Source organism: Arthrobacter sp. YN, from assembly GCF_002224285.1.
Taxonomy (GTDB): domain Bacteria; phylum Actinomycetota; class Actinomycetes; order Actinomycetales; family Micrococcaceae; genus Arthrobacter.
Genome location: NZ_CP022436.1, coordinates 1,561,557 through 1,576,222 on the forward strand (window position 1 = coordinate 1,561,557; position 14,666 = coordinate 1,576,222).

The following is a 14,666-nucleotide window of genomic DNA, read 5'->3' on the forward strand; positions in this document are numbered from 1 at the left end:
CCCCGCTGTTGCCATCTTTGGCGCATCTGAAGCGTGGTGTTTACCGGCCGGTAATAACGTACGTCACACTGGGTCTGCCGCCGGCGTCAGTATCGGCGCAGGAACTCGCGGAAACCGTTCCCCGTGAAGCCTGCCACCGCGCCTGCGCGGTCCACGAGTCCGTGGGCGCCCACGGGTTCAACGGAAGCCAGAAGGCCGCCGGCATCGGCCAGGCTCATGGTCAGATCGGTAACCAGTCCACCCACTTCCAGCCTGGCTCGCCGCGAATCCGCCCAGGCATCCGGTCCCGGGTCATCGCGTAACGTGCGGGTCACCACAAGACTCTGCCAGCCGCCGTCGACCCTTATGCGGGCACGGTAGGTGACGTCGTCGCCGTGGGTCTCTACGCGCCCGCCCGCCAGGAAGACCCGCCCGAACCGGGAGTGTTCCAGATAGCCACTGAGCTGCGGCGCTTCGTCCCCGGGATCGGAGGGAAGGACCACCGTGGCTTTGAACGTCACGGGCGATCCGTCCAGTTCGCCCCGGAGCGTGTCGTTGATGCGGACACCCGGCGCAGGTTCTGTCATCGCCGTGCAGTTGGCATCCTTGGCCAAGCCGGCGTCAGTCATCGAATCGAGGTAGGCTCGGGCGTCCCTGTAGCCCATGCCGATCAGCGTATCGGCGTCGATCCTGCCCAGGTAGAACTCCGGATCCAGAGGAAGGGGATGCCGGGGACGGACTACGTGCAGCACAAAATCGCGACCAGCGGCGTCGGCAGCATCGAAATCAGCCAGGAGGGCGCCCATGGCACTCATCTCGATCATGTGCACGTACTGTTCCAGCGGTCCGTCGCCCCAGTAGGGCGTATTTCCGATGCACCAGACCAGCCACACTTCGTCGGCCCCACGCCGCAGCGCTTCGGCCACGTTGGCGTCCCTGATCCAGACGGCGTCGGTCCAGACCTTTCCGTCCCGGCGCAGGGGCGTCAGGAAGATCGGAAGTGACATGCCGGCAGCCATGAGCCCGGCATCAATGTCCGTGGCGTCGATGGCGTGGCAGCGCTTCCCGGTGAACTCCACCACGTTGAAGGAACCCTCGACGGCGTCCGGTTCCGCTGCGCGGGCCCGGATGGTGGCGTCGTTGATGCCCAAGGCGGGGAAGACCTTGCCGAGGATCCCGTCCGCGTCGCCAACGGCGGGCAACGACCACGGACCCTTGAGATAGTCGCCCACGGGCAGTGCTGAGCCGAAGTCCTTGACGTCGACGCCCGACCACCGGGCACACATTTCCTCCGGCGAGACGCCGGAGAGAATCATGCCGGCCGTGAGGATCCCGCCGGAGGTGCCGTCAACGTGCTGGAATTCCAGGCCTTCCTCGGTGAGCGCCTTCACCACTCCGGCCTGCCAAGCCACCCGCATGCCGCCACCGGCGAGGACCAGGGAACGCTTTGCCGTGTGTTTCATCCTGCCAGCCCGCTGTTGGCAGGTGCGGCGCTGAGACGGCGCCAATAGATGAAGAGGACAATGCCGGTTGCGAGGTCAAAGAAGGCCACCAACAGAGCAACGGGCGCGAAGACACCATTGAGGACGCCGATGCCCACGGCCCCGAACGCGCCGGTTTTCTGGAGCCCGGACCACAGCACCACTTCCGGGGAGGGAACAGCGTTGAGCAGGGTGTGGAGGAGCAGTCCGCCGACCACCACCATGAACATTCCCACAGTGCCGAAGAGTTGGCGGGTTTCAGGGGTGGAGTCCGCGCCGATGAGTTGCAGGACTTGCCCGCCAAACGGGACTTGCACGGCTCCGGTCAGGACGGTAATGACGGCGATGACCGCGAGCACGGCGCGGAGGGGATCGGCCACGGCCCAGGCAACGGTGCCGGGCGGGTGTGTTTTTCGGGGGTGGCGCCCCGAGTGTGCCGGCTGGTGCGCGGTCACGCGTAGGACTCCAGCAGCCGGCCGCGGTCCACCAACAGCCAGACCATGGCGGCCCAGGTCAGGGTGGAGACGTAGAAACGGATGTCGTTGAGCATCATCCAGCGTTTGAGCAGCGACCGGAGCTCGGCATCGTCCGCGAAGTCGCCGCCACGGATCCGGACGTTGATGGGGATGATGATCCCTTGGCCCACCCAGGTCAGGACGATGATTCCCAGCAGGCAAATGATGGCGGGGATGACCCGGACGGTTCCCCATTCGGACCACACGAGAATGCCGCCGGAGATGAACATGACGGGCACCACGATGGTGAAAAACTTGGTGGCAGCCCGGGTGGGGATGCCGAAGTGCATGTCCACGTTGTCCCGGGCCAACGATTCCCAGGTGGGGTAGAGGAAGAACTTGAGGACCCACATGGTGCCCACATACATGGTGGCTCCGAAGAGGAAGTAGAGGGCGTTGAGCAGGAGCAGCCAGTTCACTGGGCACCACCACGGGGGCCGGCACTTGGTGCGGCAGCGCCCGGGATCCGGCTCCGGTCCGGTGGTGCCAGCCATTCCTGCCCTTGGCCCAGGTCCACCACGCTGTCCATCATGTCCCCGCCGCGAAGGGCCACGGCCTCCAACTGGGTGGGAGCAGTGAGGAACCACGCTTCGTAGTGGTCATCCAGGACCCCGTGGGCTTGGGGCAGCCAGGCGGTGAACACCGGTTTGCTCTCTACTTGCAGGTCCTTTAGAGGTTCGACGCCGGGCGCGTCACCGAGGATAAGACGGGCCTTGGCCTGGGCGCCGAGGGCGATGTCCCCGGTGGCTTCGAAGTAGATGTCCGATTTCCAGAGCATGTTCCGGAACACGCAGTAGTTGGACGCGGCAAGTTTGAGGGGAAGCTGGGTTGCCCCTGGTGCCGCCGGCCGTTCAATTTCGATGTAGCAACCCAACTGGCCGTCCTTGTCGTATTGGGCTGACACGGTGGTGTCCGTAACCACGAAGTCCAGGTTGGCCTGGTGTTTGGGCATGCCCCAGATTCCTTTGCCCCCTTTGACGGAGACTTCGGAACTGACGGGCAGGTCCACCACGAACTGGCCGAGCTTGAACGTTTTTTGGAAAAGCAGCGGAAGGATGGGCGGGGCAGGCCTGCTGCCATGCGTGATGGCGATGGCCAGGGAGTACTCGATGTACTTGCCGATGTCCGTGGATTTGTAGTTGACCACTGTCACCACCAGCAGCCCTTTGCCGCCGAGGGTGAACGGCCGCATTTCCGAACCGGGGAGTGCAGCGGCGGCTGCGCGCTTATTGATGGGGAAGGCCGCCATCAGCACCGGCGAGTCATCGGAATTGACCGGCATGACGTATTTGATCCCGTCCGCGAACGCATGCTGCCCGCGAAGCCGTTCCTGCCTCCGCGGAACAGGTGACGGGAGGAGCTTGAGCAAGGGTACGGCCAGTTCGGTGAGGTTTTTCATGGCTTCGACTCCGGGGTTCGGTTCAGTTCGTCGACGATGATGGGGAAGGTGTCCTGCCAGGCGTGCTCGCCGAAGAAGACGTCCAAGTGGCCGTAGCCGGGGATGAGGTGGAGTGAATCCTTCCCGGGGCGGTGCTTCTGGAAGAATTCGTAGGTGCGTTGCTGGCTTTCGGGCAGGAAGCACAGGTTGTCCAGACCAGCGATGAACGCGAACCTCGCATCGGTCTGCGGGGCTTCGGCCACCAGGTTGTCCGGCAATTCCGGATGCTCGCCGGCGGCCACCATGTGCCCGGCTTTGATGCTGCGGCCCATTTCCTCGAAGAACGTCACGGGCACCTCGGCGAACTCGCCGGTGAGCCATTGGTGGGTGGCGTCGTCGAGGTTCTCATGGGACCAGAGCGCGGGGCGGCCGCTGCCGTAGGTGAAGCTGACCATCTTGCAGACGGTGTTGTCGCATTCATGGTGGGTGGCTTTGACCAGGCCCCGGATGGCCCGGGTGAAGTAGCCCTGGGACTTGTACCCCCACGCCGGCGACAGGTACGGCGTGAAGGCTTTGACCACGGGCGTGAGGTAGTTGATTTTCAGCCGCGAGAACGCCGGCACGACGGGGTGCAGGGACACTGCGTTGGACACGATGGTGTCCACCTGCGGCAGCAGCCCCGCCACGGCCGACATCGTGAACGACGTAGAGCCCTGGCAATGGATCACGGCTTTCATGGTCTCCGCGCCGGTAGCATTCAGGACGTGCTCGACGGCGGACGGATGGTCATACACGGCGGCGTCGGCAAGCGTCCAGGACAGGGGATCAAGGTCGATCGATGCCCGCCAGTTCAGCATCCAAACATCCCAGCCGTCTTCGAGGAGGACATCGACGATGGTGGTGCGGACCGGCGGCCTGAACAGCTCGGCCCGCACTCCGGAACCGTGAACCAGAATTACCGGCCCTTTGACCGCTTCAAGGGGTGAAGTGACGTGGACCAGGCTCAAGGGCGTGTTGTCCCGGGCACGGAGAGGAATGACCTCGGTCCTGTGCTCGGCACGGGTGATGGTCATGGGGTGCTTCCCTTCCGTGCGATGGTGATGGGTTCTTCAAGCAGCCGCACGGCAGGCAAACCGGTCACCGGAACCAGCCGCGCGCCGTCGTCGTTCGCTGCCAGGTGCCAATCACGGCAGACGGTGTCCACCATCAGCGGGTAGACAGTGAGGTTGGCGTCGGACGAGAGGTGGATGCGGAGGAAGCCTTTATGGTCCTCGATCGCCTGGCCGGACATTTTCCACGAGGCCACCTCGCCGCTGGGCGTCGCCAGGATGTACAGGGCGAAGGCCTCGCTGCCCAGTGCCCACCCGCCCAGATGTACCAAGGCAAGCACCAGGAGCAGGATCACGACGTCCGGCCAGCTCGCCGGCCAAGGAACCAGGATCACGACGGCGGTAGTCACCGCGAGTGCGGACAGTTGGTACAACGCGCCGCGGGCGAAAACGACGATGCCCTCCTGGCCCACGCCCAACGAACGCGCGAGCAATGAGGCAACCGCCAGGAGGAGCGGCCCTGCAAGGATCAGGACAATGACAAGTACCGGGGTGTCTCCGCGGGTCAGGCTGCGCAGGCTGTCCACGAATCCTTCCCCGCGAAAGGCGCTGAAGACCGTCCACAGCGTCAGGGCGGCCACCACATGCATGATGCCCAGCGATAGTCCGAAACCGGGGTTGCGGATGGGGAGCCAGAACTGTGAGAAGGGGTTGGCCAGTTGCGGGCCGAGCAGGCGGGAGTCCCCTTGGCCGGGGAATGTGGTGGGCGTGCGGGCGAAGATGCGGCCTGTGCCTGTCTGTTGTGTGGCTGTTTGTTGTGTGCCCGACTGCTGTGTGTGCCGCACGCTGGATGATTCACCGGGAGCGGCCGAGTCGGCAGGCAGGGTGAGATGTTGCGGCAGCCCGTGGGTATCCGAGAGGTACGCGCCGCCCAGCCCGCAGGTGATCATCTGGGTCCTGCCCGGATCCGTGGTCTGGTGCTGGTTGGGGGAGTGATTTTGGGAAGGGGCGTCCTCATAGCGGGAGTAGTGGTGGAGATCTCCGGTGAGCCAGAGCCTGACGCTGGCACCCGTGGCGTCGAACAGGCCCGTGTCAGGGTTGAAGCGGCGGCGCAGGTAGTCCTGCTCGAAGAAGTTCACCTGCCGGAATTCACCCCACCCAGGTTGAGTGGCGTCAACCCAGAACGGTGCGGCGACGCAGAGGATGATCGCATCGCCGGGCTGCAGTTGCAGAGTAACGTTCCGGTAGAAATAGTCCAGTTGAGGTTCGTCGATGTACTGCCCCAATTGGCTGTCCAGGCCCAGCAGCCACCAGCCGGGGGTGCCGTTCCGGCCCGGTCCGGGAGGGGTTCCGGTCAGCCGGACGGCAAAGTAGCTCCGGTTTTGGATGGTCCGCCAGCTTCCGATGCTCCGTTGCCTGGTGAACACCCGGATGAATGAGGTGAGGCCGTCGTACCAATCGTGGTTGCCGGGAAGCGCCAGCATGACCGGAGGCGCGTTGTGGGGTCCGCCGGGCGCGGCGTCGGCGCTTCCCGGGGCGCTGAGCGGGCCTCGCAACGCAGGTGGGAATGCCGTCCGGTATGGGCCCGCCATGCGGTTCTCGTATGCGGCTGGGGACGCCACCGGGTAGACCTCGTCCCCGCCAAGGACCAGCACCCTGCCGCGGGGAAGTTCATGCCCGTCCACCGTCAGCGTATCCTGGGCCAGCAAGGACGCCACTGTGTAGGTGGCGTCGAAGCCATCGCCGAGGTCGGCCGTGAAGTCGAGCCACATCTCCGTTGCCGCCGGAGTCACTGCGCGCTCATCCTCGAGATCGGCAGGCGAGGGAAGCCCACGGCTGCTGGCAACGGGTTGCGCCGGTTGGCCCGGGACGGGAAGTTTGTCCAAGCGCAGGGGGTCCGCCGGAAAGCTGCCCTCAAGCTCGCGCTTATCGCCAAAATCGGCAAAGACCGTGGCCGCCGCGACCTTCAACGCGGTTCTGGCCAAGGACATGGGCGAGAGCCAACGAACCGCCGTCTGGGGTGTGAAGCCCAGCGCGGCATGGTGTTTCGCGAGCTCCCGGCTTTTCATTGCTTTGACGTGAACGGGAACGGGACACGTCTGAGGCCCTGCCCGTAGACCTGCCAGAGTTCGCCGGCGAACAGCTTCCCGAAGGTCACCAAGCCTGCGGCCGGGGCCGGTCCTTCGGCCCGGAACGTGGTGAGTTGCCTGGCGAAGTCGAGAGGCCGGATGTAGAGGATGCCGGCGCCAACGACGCCTGCTTGGGCAGCGCCGCTTGCAGCAGGCTGTTCGGTATCCGGCGGCACAACATCCGGCGGCACATGGCCACGGAGGATGGTGGCGTACAGGGTGGTGGTGTCCGCCCAGAGGTCGGAACCAGCCTCGTTATGGATCAGTTTGTGCCCGGTGAAAGTGAACGGCGTGCCGCCCGGGTCCCGCAGCCACAACCGGTAGAGCATGCGCCTGGCTGGTGCGCCGTCGTCGGACGCGTCCTGCACAAACAGATTGAACCAGCCCCGCTCTACCGGCATCCGGCCACCAAAGTAGTCCGCCAGGACGTAGCCCTCAGCTTTAGCCGGGTGGTTCGGATCGGTCGCGAACGCCTCCATGTCCTGGGCGATAATGGTCAGCTCGAACATGATCTTCCGGCTGCGGTCCCGGCCCAGGCTCCGCCCCTTTTCCGGATCGGTGATGCCGGGACTGAACCAACCGTGCATCTGCTCGGTGAACCGCACGGACGTGGTCTCCTGATCAGGAGCGTCGGGAGCGCCAGGCCTGCCGAGCCCGCGGCTGCGCACCTGAGGCATCTCAGACACTGCGCTCGCAGGCTGTTCCTCTGGTGCCGCCTTGCCCTTGGTAGCGTCCGGCGCCAACGCGCGCGGAGCGGATGCACCGACATCGACGACGGCGCCGGCTGCCTCCCGCTCAACGGCCACCTTTTCACTGGGCCCGCCGGAGCCCTCCGCATCTTCCGGACGGATACCCCGGTGACGCGCCTTGTCCGCGTTCTCGATGATGTGGGCGCAGGTACGTTCTGCGAACGCCGCGATGGTCAGGGATGGGTTGGCGCCCACCGGACCAGGCATCGCGGCTCCATCAACCACGAATAATCCCGGGTATCCGAACACCTCGCCATACGAATCGCAGACTGCTTCCCCCGGATGACGGCCGGAGGGGGCTCCTCCAATGGGGTGAACCGTAATGACGCGCTTGGCCCACCACAGGGGGTTGTCAATGAAGTCCCCGTCCAGGTCCTTGGAAATCGCCTCCATGGTTTCGCGGACGCGGCCGAAGTACTCCTTGGACGTCGCCATGGTCCAGGCGATGGCCAGCCTCCCGTCGCGAAGGGTCATGACGCCGTCGGGAATGTCCCTTCCCATTCCCAGCAGGGGCACCGAACTGGACGACAATCGGCCGTCGCCCAATGCTGCGGCGAGGTCGGCGGATACGTTGGAACGGCCGGCGTCGAACAGCCTGTCCTTGAGCAGCTGCCCGGCCACTTTCACGGTCCGCTTCATGGTGGTGCGCAGCTGGGCTGTTTCCATGAGCCAGTTCATGAAAGCCGGATACCCGGCATCCTCCACGTAGTAGCCGCGACCATCGCCGTCGTCGTCGTTCGAATCCGGGACCCTGATGGCTGTGGTGATCACGGGGCCGCGACTGCCGGTCAACGTGCGGACACCCGGGCGTGAGCCGTTGGCCGGGGGAGTCTTGGCGCCCATGATGAACGTCAAAAGGTCGCCGTTGCCGCTGAAACGGGTGCCCAGGGCGTCGCTGAGCGCCGGAAGTGAGCCACGGTTGCGGAGCAGGAGGAAGTTGGTGCCGAACGTGCCGGCACCCAGGATGAGCCGGCGGCAATGGATGATGCGCTCTGTCAGAAGTTCGGCGTGGCGATCCGGGTGGTGCACCACGTAGCGGACTTCATAGCCACCGCCCTGCGTCCCAGAGTCCAGGGGCCGGATACCGCGGACGTCGTGGAACGTTCGGACGTCGGCACCCCTGAAGGCCGCTGCTGAGACGTAGTTGTGGTCCAGCGTGTTCTTGGCGCCGGCGTTGCATCCGATGTCGCATTCACCGCTGAGCGTGCAGGTGGTCCGCACCGTGGCGGGACCGTGGATGCTGCCGTAGCCGGGCAGGGGCAAAGCGTGATTGGTCAGCGGCTCCGTGTCAGGCGCCGCTGAGAACGTGACCGCAATGGGGGGTCGGGTGATGGACAGTCCCAGATTCGCGGCGGACTTCTCCATGGCAAGGGTCTTCGCGGTGTCCTTGTAGGGGTACGGGACAGGCTGCAGCATGGCTTCGGCGGCATCGTAATAAGGATCAAGGTCAGCCCGGGTGAAGGGCCAGTTCTCGTAACCACCGCCGGGGATGGGGGACTCGTTCACGAACCACTTTTCGTCCTTGCGCAGGAGGACATTGGCATAGATGAGTGAGCCGCCGCCCAACCCGCTGGACACCAGTCCCTCCGTGCCGCGGAACGTCCAGGCATCAAAGAGTCCGTACAAGCCGCGGTCCGGATCCCAGAAGTTGCGGCCCATCTCCGACGGCGAGCGCGCGAAGCTGCCCGGCGGGTACGGTTTGCCCCGCTCCATGAGCACAACGGACTGTCCGGCCTCGGCCAGTCGAAGCGCCGCAACGGAACCTCCAAAGCCGGAGCCCACCACCACGGCGTCGACTTTTTCGATGCCACTGCCACGGTGGCGTGGCGGATCAGACGCGGGCTCAGACCCCGCATCCCCACTGTTCCCGGTCCCCAGACGACCCATGGCCGTTCCTCTCAGAGGAGAGCTGACTACATAGCTGCAGCTGACGGCGCCGGGTGTGGCCGGGCGATGCCTCCGCGGACTATGGGGCTTATGTTCCCACCGGGCAGGGGATCTGTAAATGAGGTGGAGTACTTGGGTTCAGAGTGCGCTAAACAATGCGGGTGTAGATCATGTCGAAGTCGTGCTCCAGCGGCCCGCCCGGGTAGGTGCCGCGCTCCAGGCGGGCGGTGATGGTGTTGCTGTCTTCGGTGAAGCGGCCAACGAAGCGCTGGGGCCAGTCCGGGCCGTCCCGGAAGAGAATCCATACGTTGTCCTTGAGCGTCATGTCGTAGATCCTTGCGACCCCGCGGGAATCGAAATAGTGCTGCTGGAAGGCTCCGTCCGAGCCCGTGGCACCAATGACGCTGACCGCATTGGGGTACTCCGGCCGCTGGACCGTGGATCGTTGGATGAGGAAGCCTCCACCCTCCAGCCATTCGAAAGTCGTCCGGCCGGAGACCTCCTGGCCAGGGACAGACGTTTCCCACGCGCCGACGAGGATGTTCAGTTGCTCCAACGTGGGTTTCGGATCCCGTGCCATGGCTGCCTCTTTTCGCGTCGTCGCGCTGGTGCACAGGTTCAGCGTAGGACTCGTCCGTTCCGCCGTACAGATGCGCCGCCGGATGCGCCGCATAGACCGCCCGAATGCCATGCAGGTGGTGCTGTGATGGCCGGGCCGGCCCCTCTGGCCGCACCGGGCGTGCGGTGGCAGGATGGGCGCATGAGCCGTGTCACGTGTGATTTGACTGTTTCCCTTGACGGATTTGTTGCCGGGCCCAACCAGTCCCTGGACAAGCCGCTGGGGGAGCGCGGCGAGAGCCTGCACCGTTGGCAGTTCGAGGAGCGGGAGGCCAGCGCAGCTGAGATCGCGGGCATCCTCGAAGCTGGTGCTTACATCATGGGCCGGAACATGTTCGCCGGTCCCGGATCGGGCCCGTGGGATCAGGAATGGCGCGGCTGGTGGGGTGAGGAACCGCCGTATCATGCACCTGTTTTCGTCCTGACCCATCACCAGCGCGAGCCGCTGGCGATGGAAGGTGGCACCACTTTTCACTTCGTCACTGACGGCATCGAATCGGCCTTGGCCCAGGCCCGGGAAGCCGCCGGGGACAGGGATGTGGCGATTGCGGGGGGAGCGCAAACCGCTCGTCAGTATCTCTCCGCAGGACTCATGGACGAACTGCGGCTTCACATCTCGCCGGTGATCCTGGGTGATGGCGAACGGCTGCTCGACGGCGTTGGGGACGTGACGCTTGAACCGATCGAAGCGCGCGGGACCGGACTCGTCACCCACGTGCGGTATCGGGTGCAGCGCTGATCCGGGTCCGGCGCCATCGGGGTATCAGTGCTGGCGGGTGACCCTGTGCGTCTCACGGAACTCCGCGGGTACCGTGATGGCGCCCTTCGGGACGGCGACGGTAATGCCCTTCTTCGTCACACTGGTGACGTTCTGACCCCATTGCTTCGCGTACTCGACGATGGGTCGCGCCGCAGCCCTGTTGCGGACGATGGAGACGAGCACGATCGTGAGGAACCCGAGGGTCAGCAGCCCAGGCACCATGATGGCGACCACCGGGCTGATGAGGCCGTTCAGGAACAGGGCCGGACCGAGGAACCACAGCGCAACCGAGGAGAACATGAACGCGAGAACCAATTTCTCGGAGCGTGCGTGGACGGCCTGCGCGCGTGCCAGCTCATCCGGGTAGCGTTCCTTGACTATGCGTGTGACATCGGCGCTGAGCGCATCAGCGACGTCCTTGCTCCGGGCGGTCATGGCTCTCCAATGCGCGAATACACAGTCCGGCCACCGCGGTAGTGAACCCTGCAGCCGAAAACGGTGGTTTGTTGAGTTCCTGCCAAGTACCAGTTCGCTTGACCTTCCCTAAAATACCTGTCTTTCGCCACGACGCGTGAACGGCGGCCACCTACGCTCCGCCGGCTTCCTGCGCCGTAGGAGTCTGGTGGATTGATAACAATGTCCGTCATCCGCTGTACACTCGAGTATCGAACATATATTCGAATAAAGGTGTGTTGTGGGCGTGATAGTCGGCCCCCGCGTGATAGATGCGGGCTTTTCCCTGATGTCGGTTTTGCTGGCACCTCTCCCGGTGGCGGCCGGGTATCCGTCGCCGGCGCAGGACTATTTTGATGGCCGGATCGATCTCAACGAGCACCTTATCAAGGACGTCACCAGCACTTTTGTGGTCAGGGTGACGGGGCAGTCCATGGAAGGTGCCGGGATCAGTGATGGTGACGAGCTGATCGTCAACCGTGCGCTGGAGCCCAGGGATGGGTCCGTCGTCGTGGCTGTCCTCGATGGTGAACTGACCATCAAAAGGCTCCGCGTCACGCCTTCGGGAGTGATCCTCCAAGCAGACAATCCCAAGTATCCGGACATCCGCGTGCCGGCCCTTTCCGAACTCACCATCTGGGGAGTTGCCACCACGTGCCTGCACCACATCTGAGTCCGGCCCATACGCAAGGTCCCATTCCCAGCGGGCTGTGGGAACGGATGGGCGCTGAGTTCGGCCTGCCAAGCCTGGAAAGGGTCCGGAGCCGGCTTGCGCAGATATATGAGGATCCGGAACCGGTGATGCAACAAGTGGTGCGGGTGTTTTCCGCGGATGGCACGTACTGCCCGGGCTTCCAGTTCCGGGAAGACCTGTCCTTTCACCCCGCGGTGATGGGGTTGTTTGTCCGGGCCATGGCCCTGAGGATTCCGCATAACTACTTTGCCGCGTGGATGGTCACCGGTTGCCCGGCGCTTCGCGGCGCCAGGCCGGTGGACCTGTTGGATCGGCTGGGGTCCGCAGTTCTCATCGCTGCCTTGGAGCGCTCTTTCGAGCCCGGCGCAGGAGGTGGGCGCCGTTCAGCGTGATGGGCGCTTCCGGGTCCATCAACCGGTCAAGTGCTGGGGACCGGTTTCGGGGCGCTTGGGATGGCGCCTTTACGGGTTAGGTTGTCGTGAGGTCGCTGTAGAGGGTTTGGACGCGGGTTTTGATGTCGTCGCGGACCAGGCGCATGCGATCCATGCCTTCGATGCCACGTTCTGAGGGTTCGTCGGTTTCCCAGATTTCGAAGCGTTTCCCGGTCGGTGGGTCGAGTTTGGCTTCGGTTCCGAGAACGATGACGGCGTCCACGGTGTTGAGGACTTCGTCGGTGACCGGTTTGGGATACTCGCCGGTGACGTCGATGCCCAGTTCGGCCAGGGATTCCACGGACTGGGCGTTCAAAGCCGCGCCGGGCTTTGTTCCGGCTGAGTAGACGGCGACGTCATCCCCGGCCAGTTCTCGCATGAGAGCTGCGGCGAGCTGGGATTTGCCGCCGTTCTTGCTGCAGACGAACAGGACGGCGGGATGTTCTGAGGTCATTAGAGTGCGGCTTCTTTCGTCAGGGAGGCGACCAGGTTCTTAACACGGTCGTGGATTTCATCGCGGATGGTCCGGACGGTGTCGAGGGGCTGGTCAGCGGGGTCGGTGAGTTCCCAGTCTTCGTAGCGTTTGCCGGGGTAGATCGGGCAGGAGTCGCCGCAGCCCATGGTGATGACCACGTCGGAGGCTCGGACGACGTCGTCGGTGAGCGGTTTGGGGTATTCCTTGCCCAGATCCAAGCCCATCTCGTTCATAACTGTCACCACGTTGGCGTCGAGTTCTGATGCGGGCAGGGACCCGGCGGAGCGGACGCGGATTTTGCCTTTGGCTTCGACCGTGAGCAGGGCCGCGGCCATTTGGGAGCGGCCGGCGTTCTGTACGCAGACGAACAACACCTCCGGGATCTCCGAGGCGAGGGAGCCCTTTGACTTGGCCAGGGCGTGGAGCCTGTCGTTGGCGAAGTGCTCGGTGGTCGCGGGCAGGTAGGCGCTGACCTTCGCGGTTCGGGCCAGTGCGGTGTAGGACTCGAAGACGTAGCGCTCGACGGTTTCTGCGGCGAAGATCCCTGCGTAACGTCCGGCGAGCCGGTCACTGATGCGGTGGAGTACTTCGGTGTTGTCCTGCAGGCCCAGCGTGGTTTCCTGGTGGTCGGTCATGACAGTGCTCCAATGGGGGGTTTGGTGACTGGCTTTAGTTGGTGGTGCCGGATCGGCCGTGTGCGAGCCCGGTCGGGAAGCCGACGAATGCCGGTTCTGGCGTGGAGCAGCAGCCTGACTCGGGCTCCTGCGACGCGGTGGTGACAGGGGCGGGAACGTCGCAGCTGGTACCGGCGTCCGCGGAGCAGACCCCCGTTTCGGGCAGTTCAAGGTGGACGGTGTCCGCTGATTCCTGGTCGCCGGCGAGGGCTGCGGCGACGGAACGGACTTGCTCGTAGCCGGTGGCGAGGAGGAAGGTCGGTGCCCGGCCGTAGGACTTCATCCCGACGATGTAGAAGTCTTTTTCGGGGTGGGCCAGAACCTTCGCGCCGTGCGCCGGGACCGTGCCGCAGGAGTGGAATTCAGGGTCGATCAGCGGGCCGAGCTCGGTGGGGGATTCAACGGCGGGGTCCAGGTCCAGGCGTAGTTCCCGCAGGATCTCCAGGTCCGGGCGGAAGCCGGTGCAGGGGACGATGACGTCGGCGTCGATGGTGCGTCCATCGACGGCTTCGACGCTCACGTGCGAGTCGAGGTTTTTCAGGGCTGCGATGCCGAACCCGGTGTGCAGTTCGATGGTGCCGGCTTCGACCAGGCGGCGGAGGCGGGAGCCGAGCTGGCCGCGTGCAGGGAGCCCGTCGGCGTCACCGCCGCCGTAGACCTTCTCGGCGGAGTTGCCGCGGACGGCCCACAGGATGCGGGTATCGGGTTCGTCCTTGGCGAGGTCTGCGAGGTTGATCAGGGTGTTCGCTGCCGAGTGGCCGGCCCCGACGACGAGGGCGCGGCGGCCGGCGAAAGCGGCGCGGTCGCGGCCAATAACGTCGGGCAGGGGCGAGGAGATCCGGTCAGCTGCCGTGCTCTCGCCGATGGCGGGCAGGCCGGAGGTGCCGAGCGGGTTGCGGGTGGACCAGGTGCCGGAGGCGTCGATGACGGCAGCGACGGTGTGGTCCCGTGTTTCTCCGCCGTCGTGCTCAACCCGGACAACGAAGGGGGTGGTGTCACGGTCCCGGACGTGGGTTTTGTCCATGCCCTGCCGGGTCACGGCGATCACACGGGAGCCAGTCTGGAGCCGGGAAGCGATCTGGGGTGTACCCGCCAACGGGGTGAGGTAGTTGTCGATGAGTTCGCCGCCGTAGGGCAGTGCGGTGGGGCGGGGTGATTCCCAGCTGGTGGGTTCGAGCAGGCGGACGGCGGCGTCGTCGAGGTTGAACCGCCAGGGGGAAAACAGCCGGATGTGCCGCCATTGTTCGATGGCGGCACCGGCGGTGGAGCCGGCTTCGAAGATGACCGGTTCGAGTCCGCGTTCGAGCAGGTGGGCCGCGGTGGCGAGTCCTACCGGGCCTGCGCCGATCACTGCTATGGGAAGGTTCGTCTCTGAATCCATGCTGTCCTCTTGT

General features: G+C 64.9%; 16 protein-coding genes. 4 read left to right on the forward strand and 12 right to left on the reverse strand.

All coding sequences use genetic code 11. From position 1 onward, the window contains the following. Positions 1 to 86: 86 nt before the first annotated feature. From CGK93_RS07135 to CGK93_RS07170, 8 genes are all read right to left on the reverse strand, one after another. Positions 87 to 1,442 carry a patatin-like phospholipase family protein gene (locus CGK93_RS07135; RefSeq protein ID WP_089594221.1) on the reverse strand — a complete coding sequence of 452 codons (1,356 nt, stop codon included), beginning with the start codon at positions 1,440 to 1,442 and terminating at the stop codon, positions 87 to 89. After that, positions 1,439 to 1,915 carry a hypothetical protein gene (locus tag CGK93_RS07140; protein ID WP_232481568.1) on the reverse strand — a complete coding sequence of 159 codons (477 nt, stop codon included), beginning with the start codon at positions 1,913 to 1,915 and terminating at the stop codon, positions 1,439 to 1,441. Before CGK93_RS07140 ends, CGK93_RS07135 begins: the two co-directional genes overlap by 4 nt. After that, complete coding sequence (locus CGK93_RS07145; protein WP_089594222.1) at positions 1,912 to 2,394, reverse strand: DUF1772 domain-containing protein; 483 nt, start codon at positions 2,392 to 2,394, stop codon at positions 1,912 to 1,914. The genes CGK93_RS07140 and CGK93_RS07145 overlap by 4 nt, the downstream gene beginning before the upstream one ends. After that, positions 2,391 to 3,374: an acetoacetate decarboxylase family protein gene (locus CGK93_RS07150; protein ID WP_089594223.1), complete on the reverse strand. Its 984-nt coding sequence runs from the start codon at positions 3,372 to 3,374 to the stop codon at positions 2,391 to 2,393. Before CGK93_RS07150 ends, CGK93_RS07145 begins: the two co-directional genes overlap by 4 nt. Continuing rightward, on the reverse strand, positions 3,371 to 4,426 hold the full coding sequence (locus CGK93_RS07155) for an esterase (protein ID WP_089594224.1): 1,056 nt from the start codon (positions 4,424 to 4,426) through the stop codon (positions 3,371 to 3,373). The genes CGK93_RS07150 and CGK93_RS07155 overlap by 4 nt, the downstream gene beginning before the upstream one ends. Further along, complete coding sequence (locus CGK93_RS07160) at positions 4,423 to 6,471, reverse strand: hypothetical protein (protein WP_089594225.1); 2,049 nt, start codon at positions 6,469 to 6,471, stop codon at positions 4,423 to 4,425. The genes CGK93_RS07155 and CGK93_RS07160 overlap by 4 nt, the downstream gene beginning before the upstream one ends. Then, entirely contained in the window at positions 6,468 to 9,167 is a 2,700-nt protein-coding gene (locus tag CGK93_RS24355) for a GMC oxidoreductase (RefSeq protein ID WP_089594226.1), read from the reverse strand. Before CGK93_RS24355 ends, CGK93_RS07160 begins: the two co-directional genes overlap by 4 nt. Before the next feature lie 148 nt (positions 9,168 to 9,315). Further along, the gene (locus CGK93_RS07170) at positions 9,316 to 9,747 is read right to left on the reverse strand and encodes a hypothetical protein (RefSeq protein WP_089594227.1); all 432 of its coding nucleotides are present in this window, start codon (positions 9,745 to 9,747) and stop codon (positions 9,316 to 9,318) included. Between CGK93_RS07170 and CGK93_RS24360 the strand changes: the two genes are divergently transcribed. After that, positions 9,746 to 9,874, forward strand: coding sequence for a hypothetical protein (locus CGK93_RS24360; protein ID WP_269768475.1), 129 nt, complete (start codon positions 9,746 to 9,748; stop codon positions 9,872 to 9,874). The two genes, CGK93_RS07170 and CGK93_RS24360, sit on opposite strands and share 2 nt — an antisense overlap. Before the next feature lie 53 nt (positions 9,875 to 9,927). Next, the gene (locus CGK93_RS07175; protein ID WP_089594228.1) at positions 9,928 to 10,524 is read left to right on the forward strand and encodes a dihydrofolate reductase family protein; all 597 of its coding nucleotides are present in this window, start codon (positions 9,928 to 9,930) and stop codon (positions 10,522 to 10,524) included. 24 nt (positions 10,525 to 10,548) lie between these two features. Here the strand turns inward: CGK93_RS07175 and CGK93_RS07180 are convergent, their stop codons facing one another. Further along, positions 10,549 to 10,980, reverse strand: a complete 432-nt coding sequence (locus CGK93_RS07180; RefSeq protein ID WP_089594229.1) for a hypothetical protein — start codon at positions 10,978 to 10,980, stop codon at positions 10,549 to 10,551. Between the two features lie 259 nt (positions 10,981 to 11,239). On the opposite strand from CGK93_RS07180, the gene CGK93_RS07185 reads away from it, so the two are divergent. Both CGK93_RS07185 and CGK93_RS07190 read left to right on the forward strand, forming a co-directional pair. Further along, on the forward strand, positions 11,240 to 11,671 hold the full coding sequence (locus CGK93_RS07185) for a LexA family protein (RefSeq protein ID WP_026547099.1): 432 nt from the start codon (positions 11,240 to 11,242) through the stop codon (positions 11,669 to 11,671). Continuing rightward, positions 11,653 to 12,084: a hypothetical protein gene (locus CGK93_RS07190; RefSeq protein WP_232481569.1), complete on the forward strand. Its 432-nt coding sequence runs from the start codon at positions 11,653 to 11,655 to the stop codon at positions 12,082 to 12,084. Before CGK93_RS07185 ends, CGK93_RS07190 begins: the two co-directional genes overlap by 19 nt. A gap of 76 nt (positions 12,085 to 12,160) precedes the next feature. On the opposite strand, the gene CGK93_RS07195 is transcribed toward CGK93_RS07190, so the two are convergent. The 3 genes from CGK93_RS07195 to CGK93_RS07205 are packed head-to-tail and all read right to left on the reverse strand — an operon-like array spanning position 12,161 to position 14,653. Next, positions 12,161 to 12,577, reverse strand: a complete 417-nt coding sequence (locus tag CGK93_RS07195; protein WP_089594231.1) for an arsenate-mycothiol transferase ArsC — start codon at positions 12,575 to 12,577, stop codon at positions 12,161 to 12,163. Beyond that, positions 12,577 to 13,233: an arsenate reductase ArsC gene (locus CGK93_RS07200; protein ID WP_089594232.1), complete on the reverse strand. Its 657-nt coding sequence runs from the start codon at positions 13,231 to 13,233 to the stop codon at positions 12,577 to 12,579. The genes CGK93_RS07195 and CGK93_RS07200 overlap by 1 nt, the downstream gene beginning before the upstream one ends. Before the next feature lie 34 nt (positions 13,234 to 13,267). After that, entirely contained in the window at positions 13,268 to 14,653 is a 1,386-nt protein-coding gene (locus CGK93_RS07205; RefSeq protein WP_089594233.1) for an FAD-dependent oxidoreductase, read from the reverse strand. Positions 14,654 to 14,666: the final 13 nt, after the last annotated feature.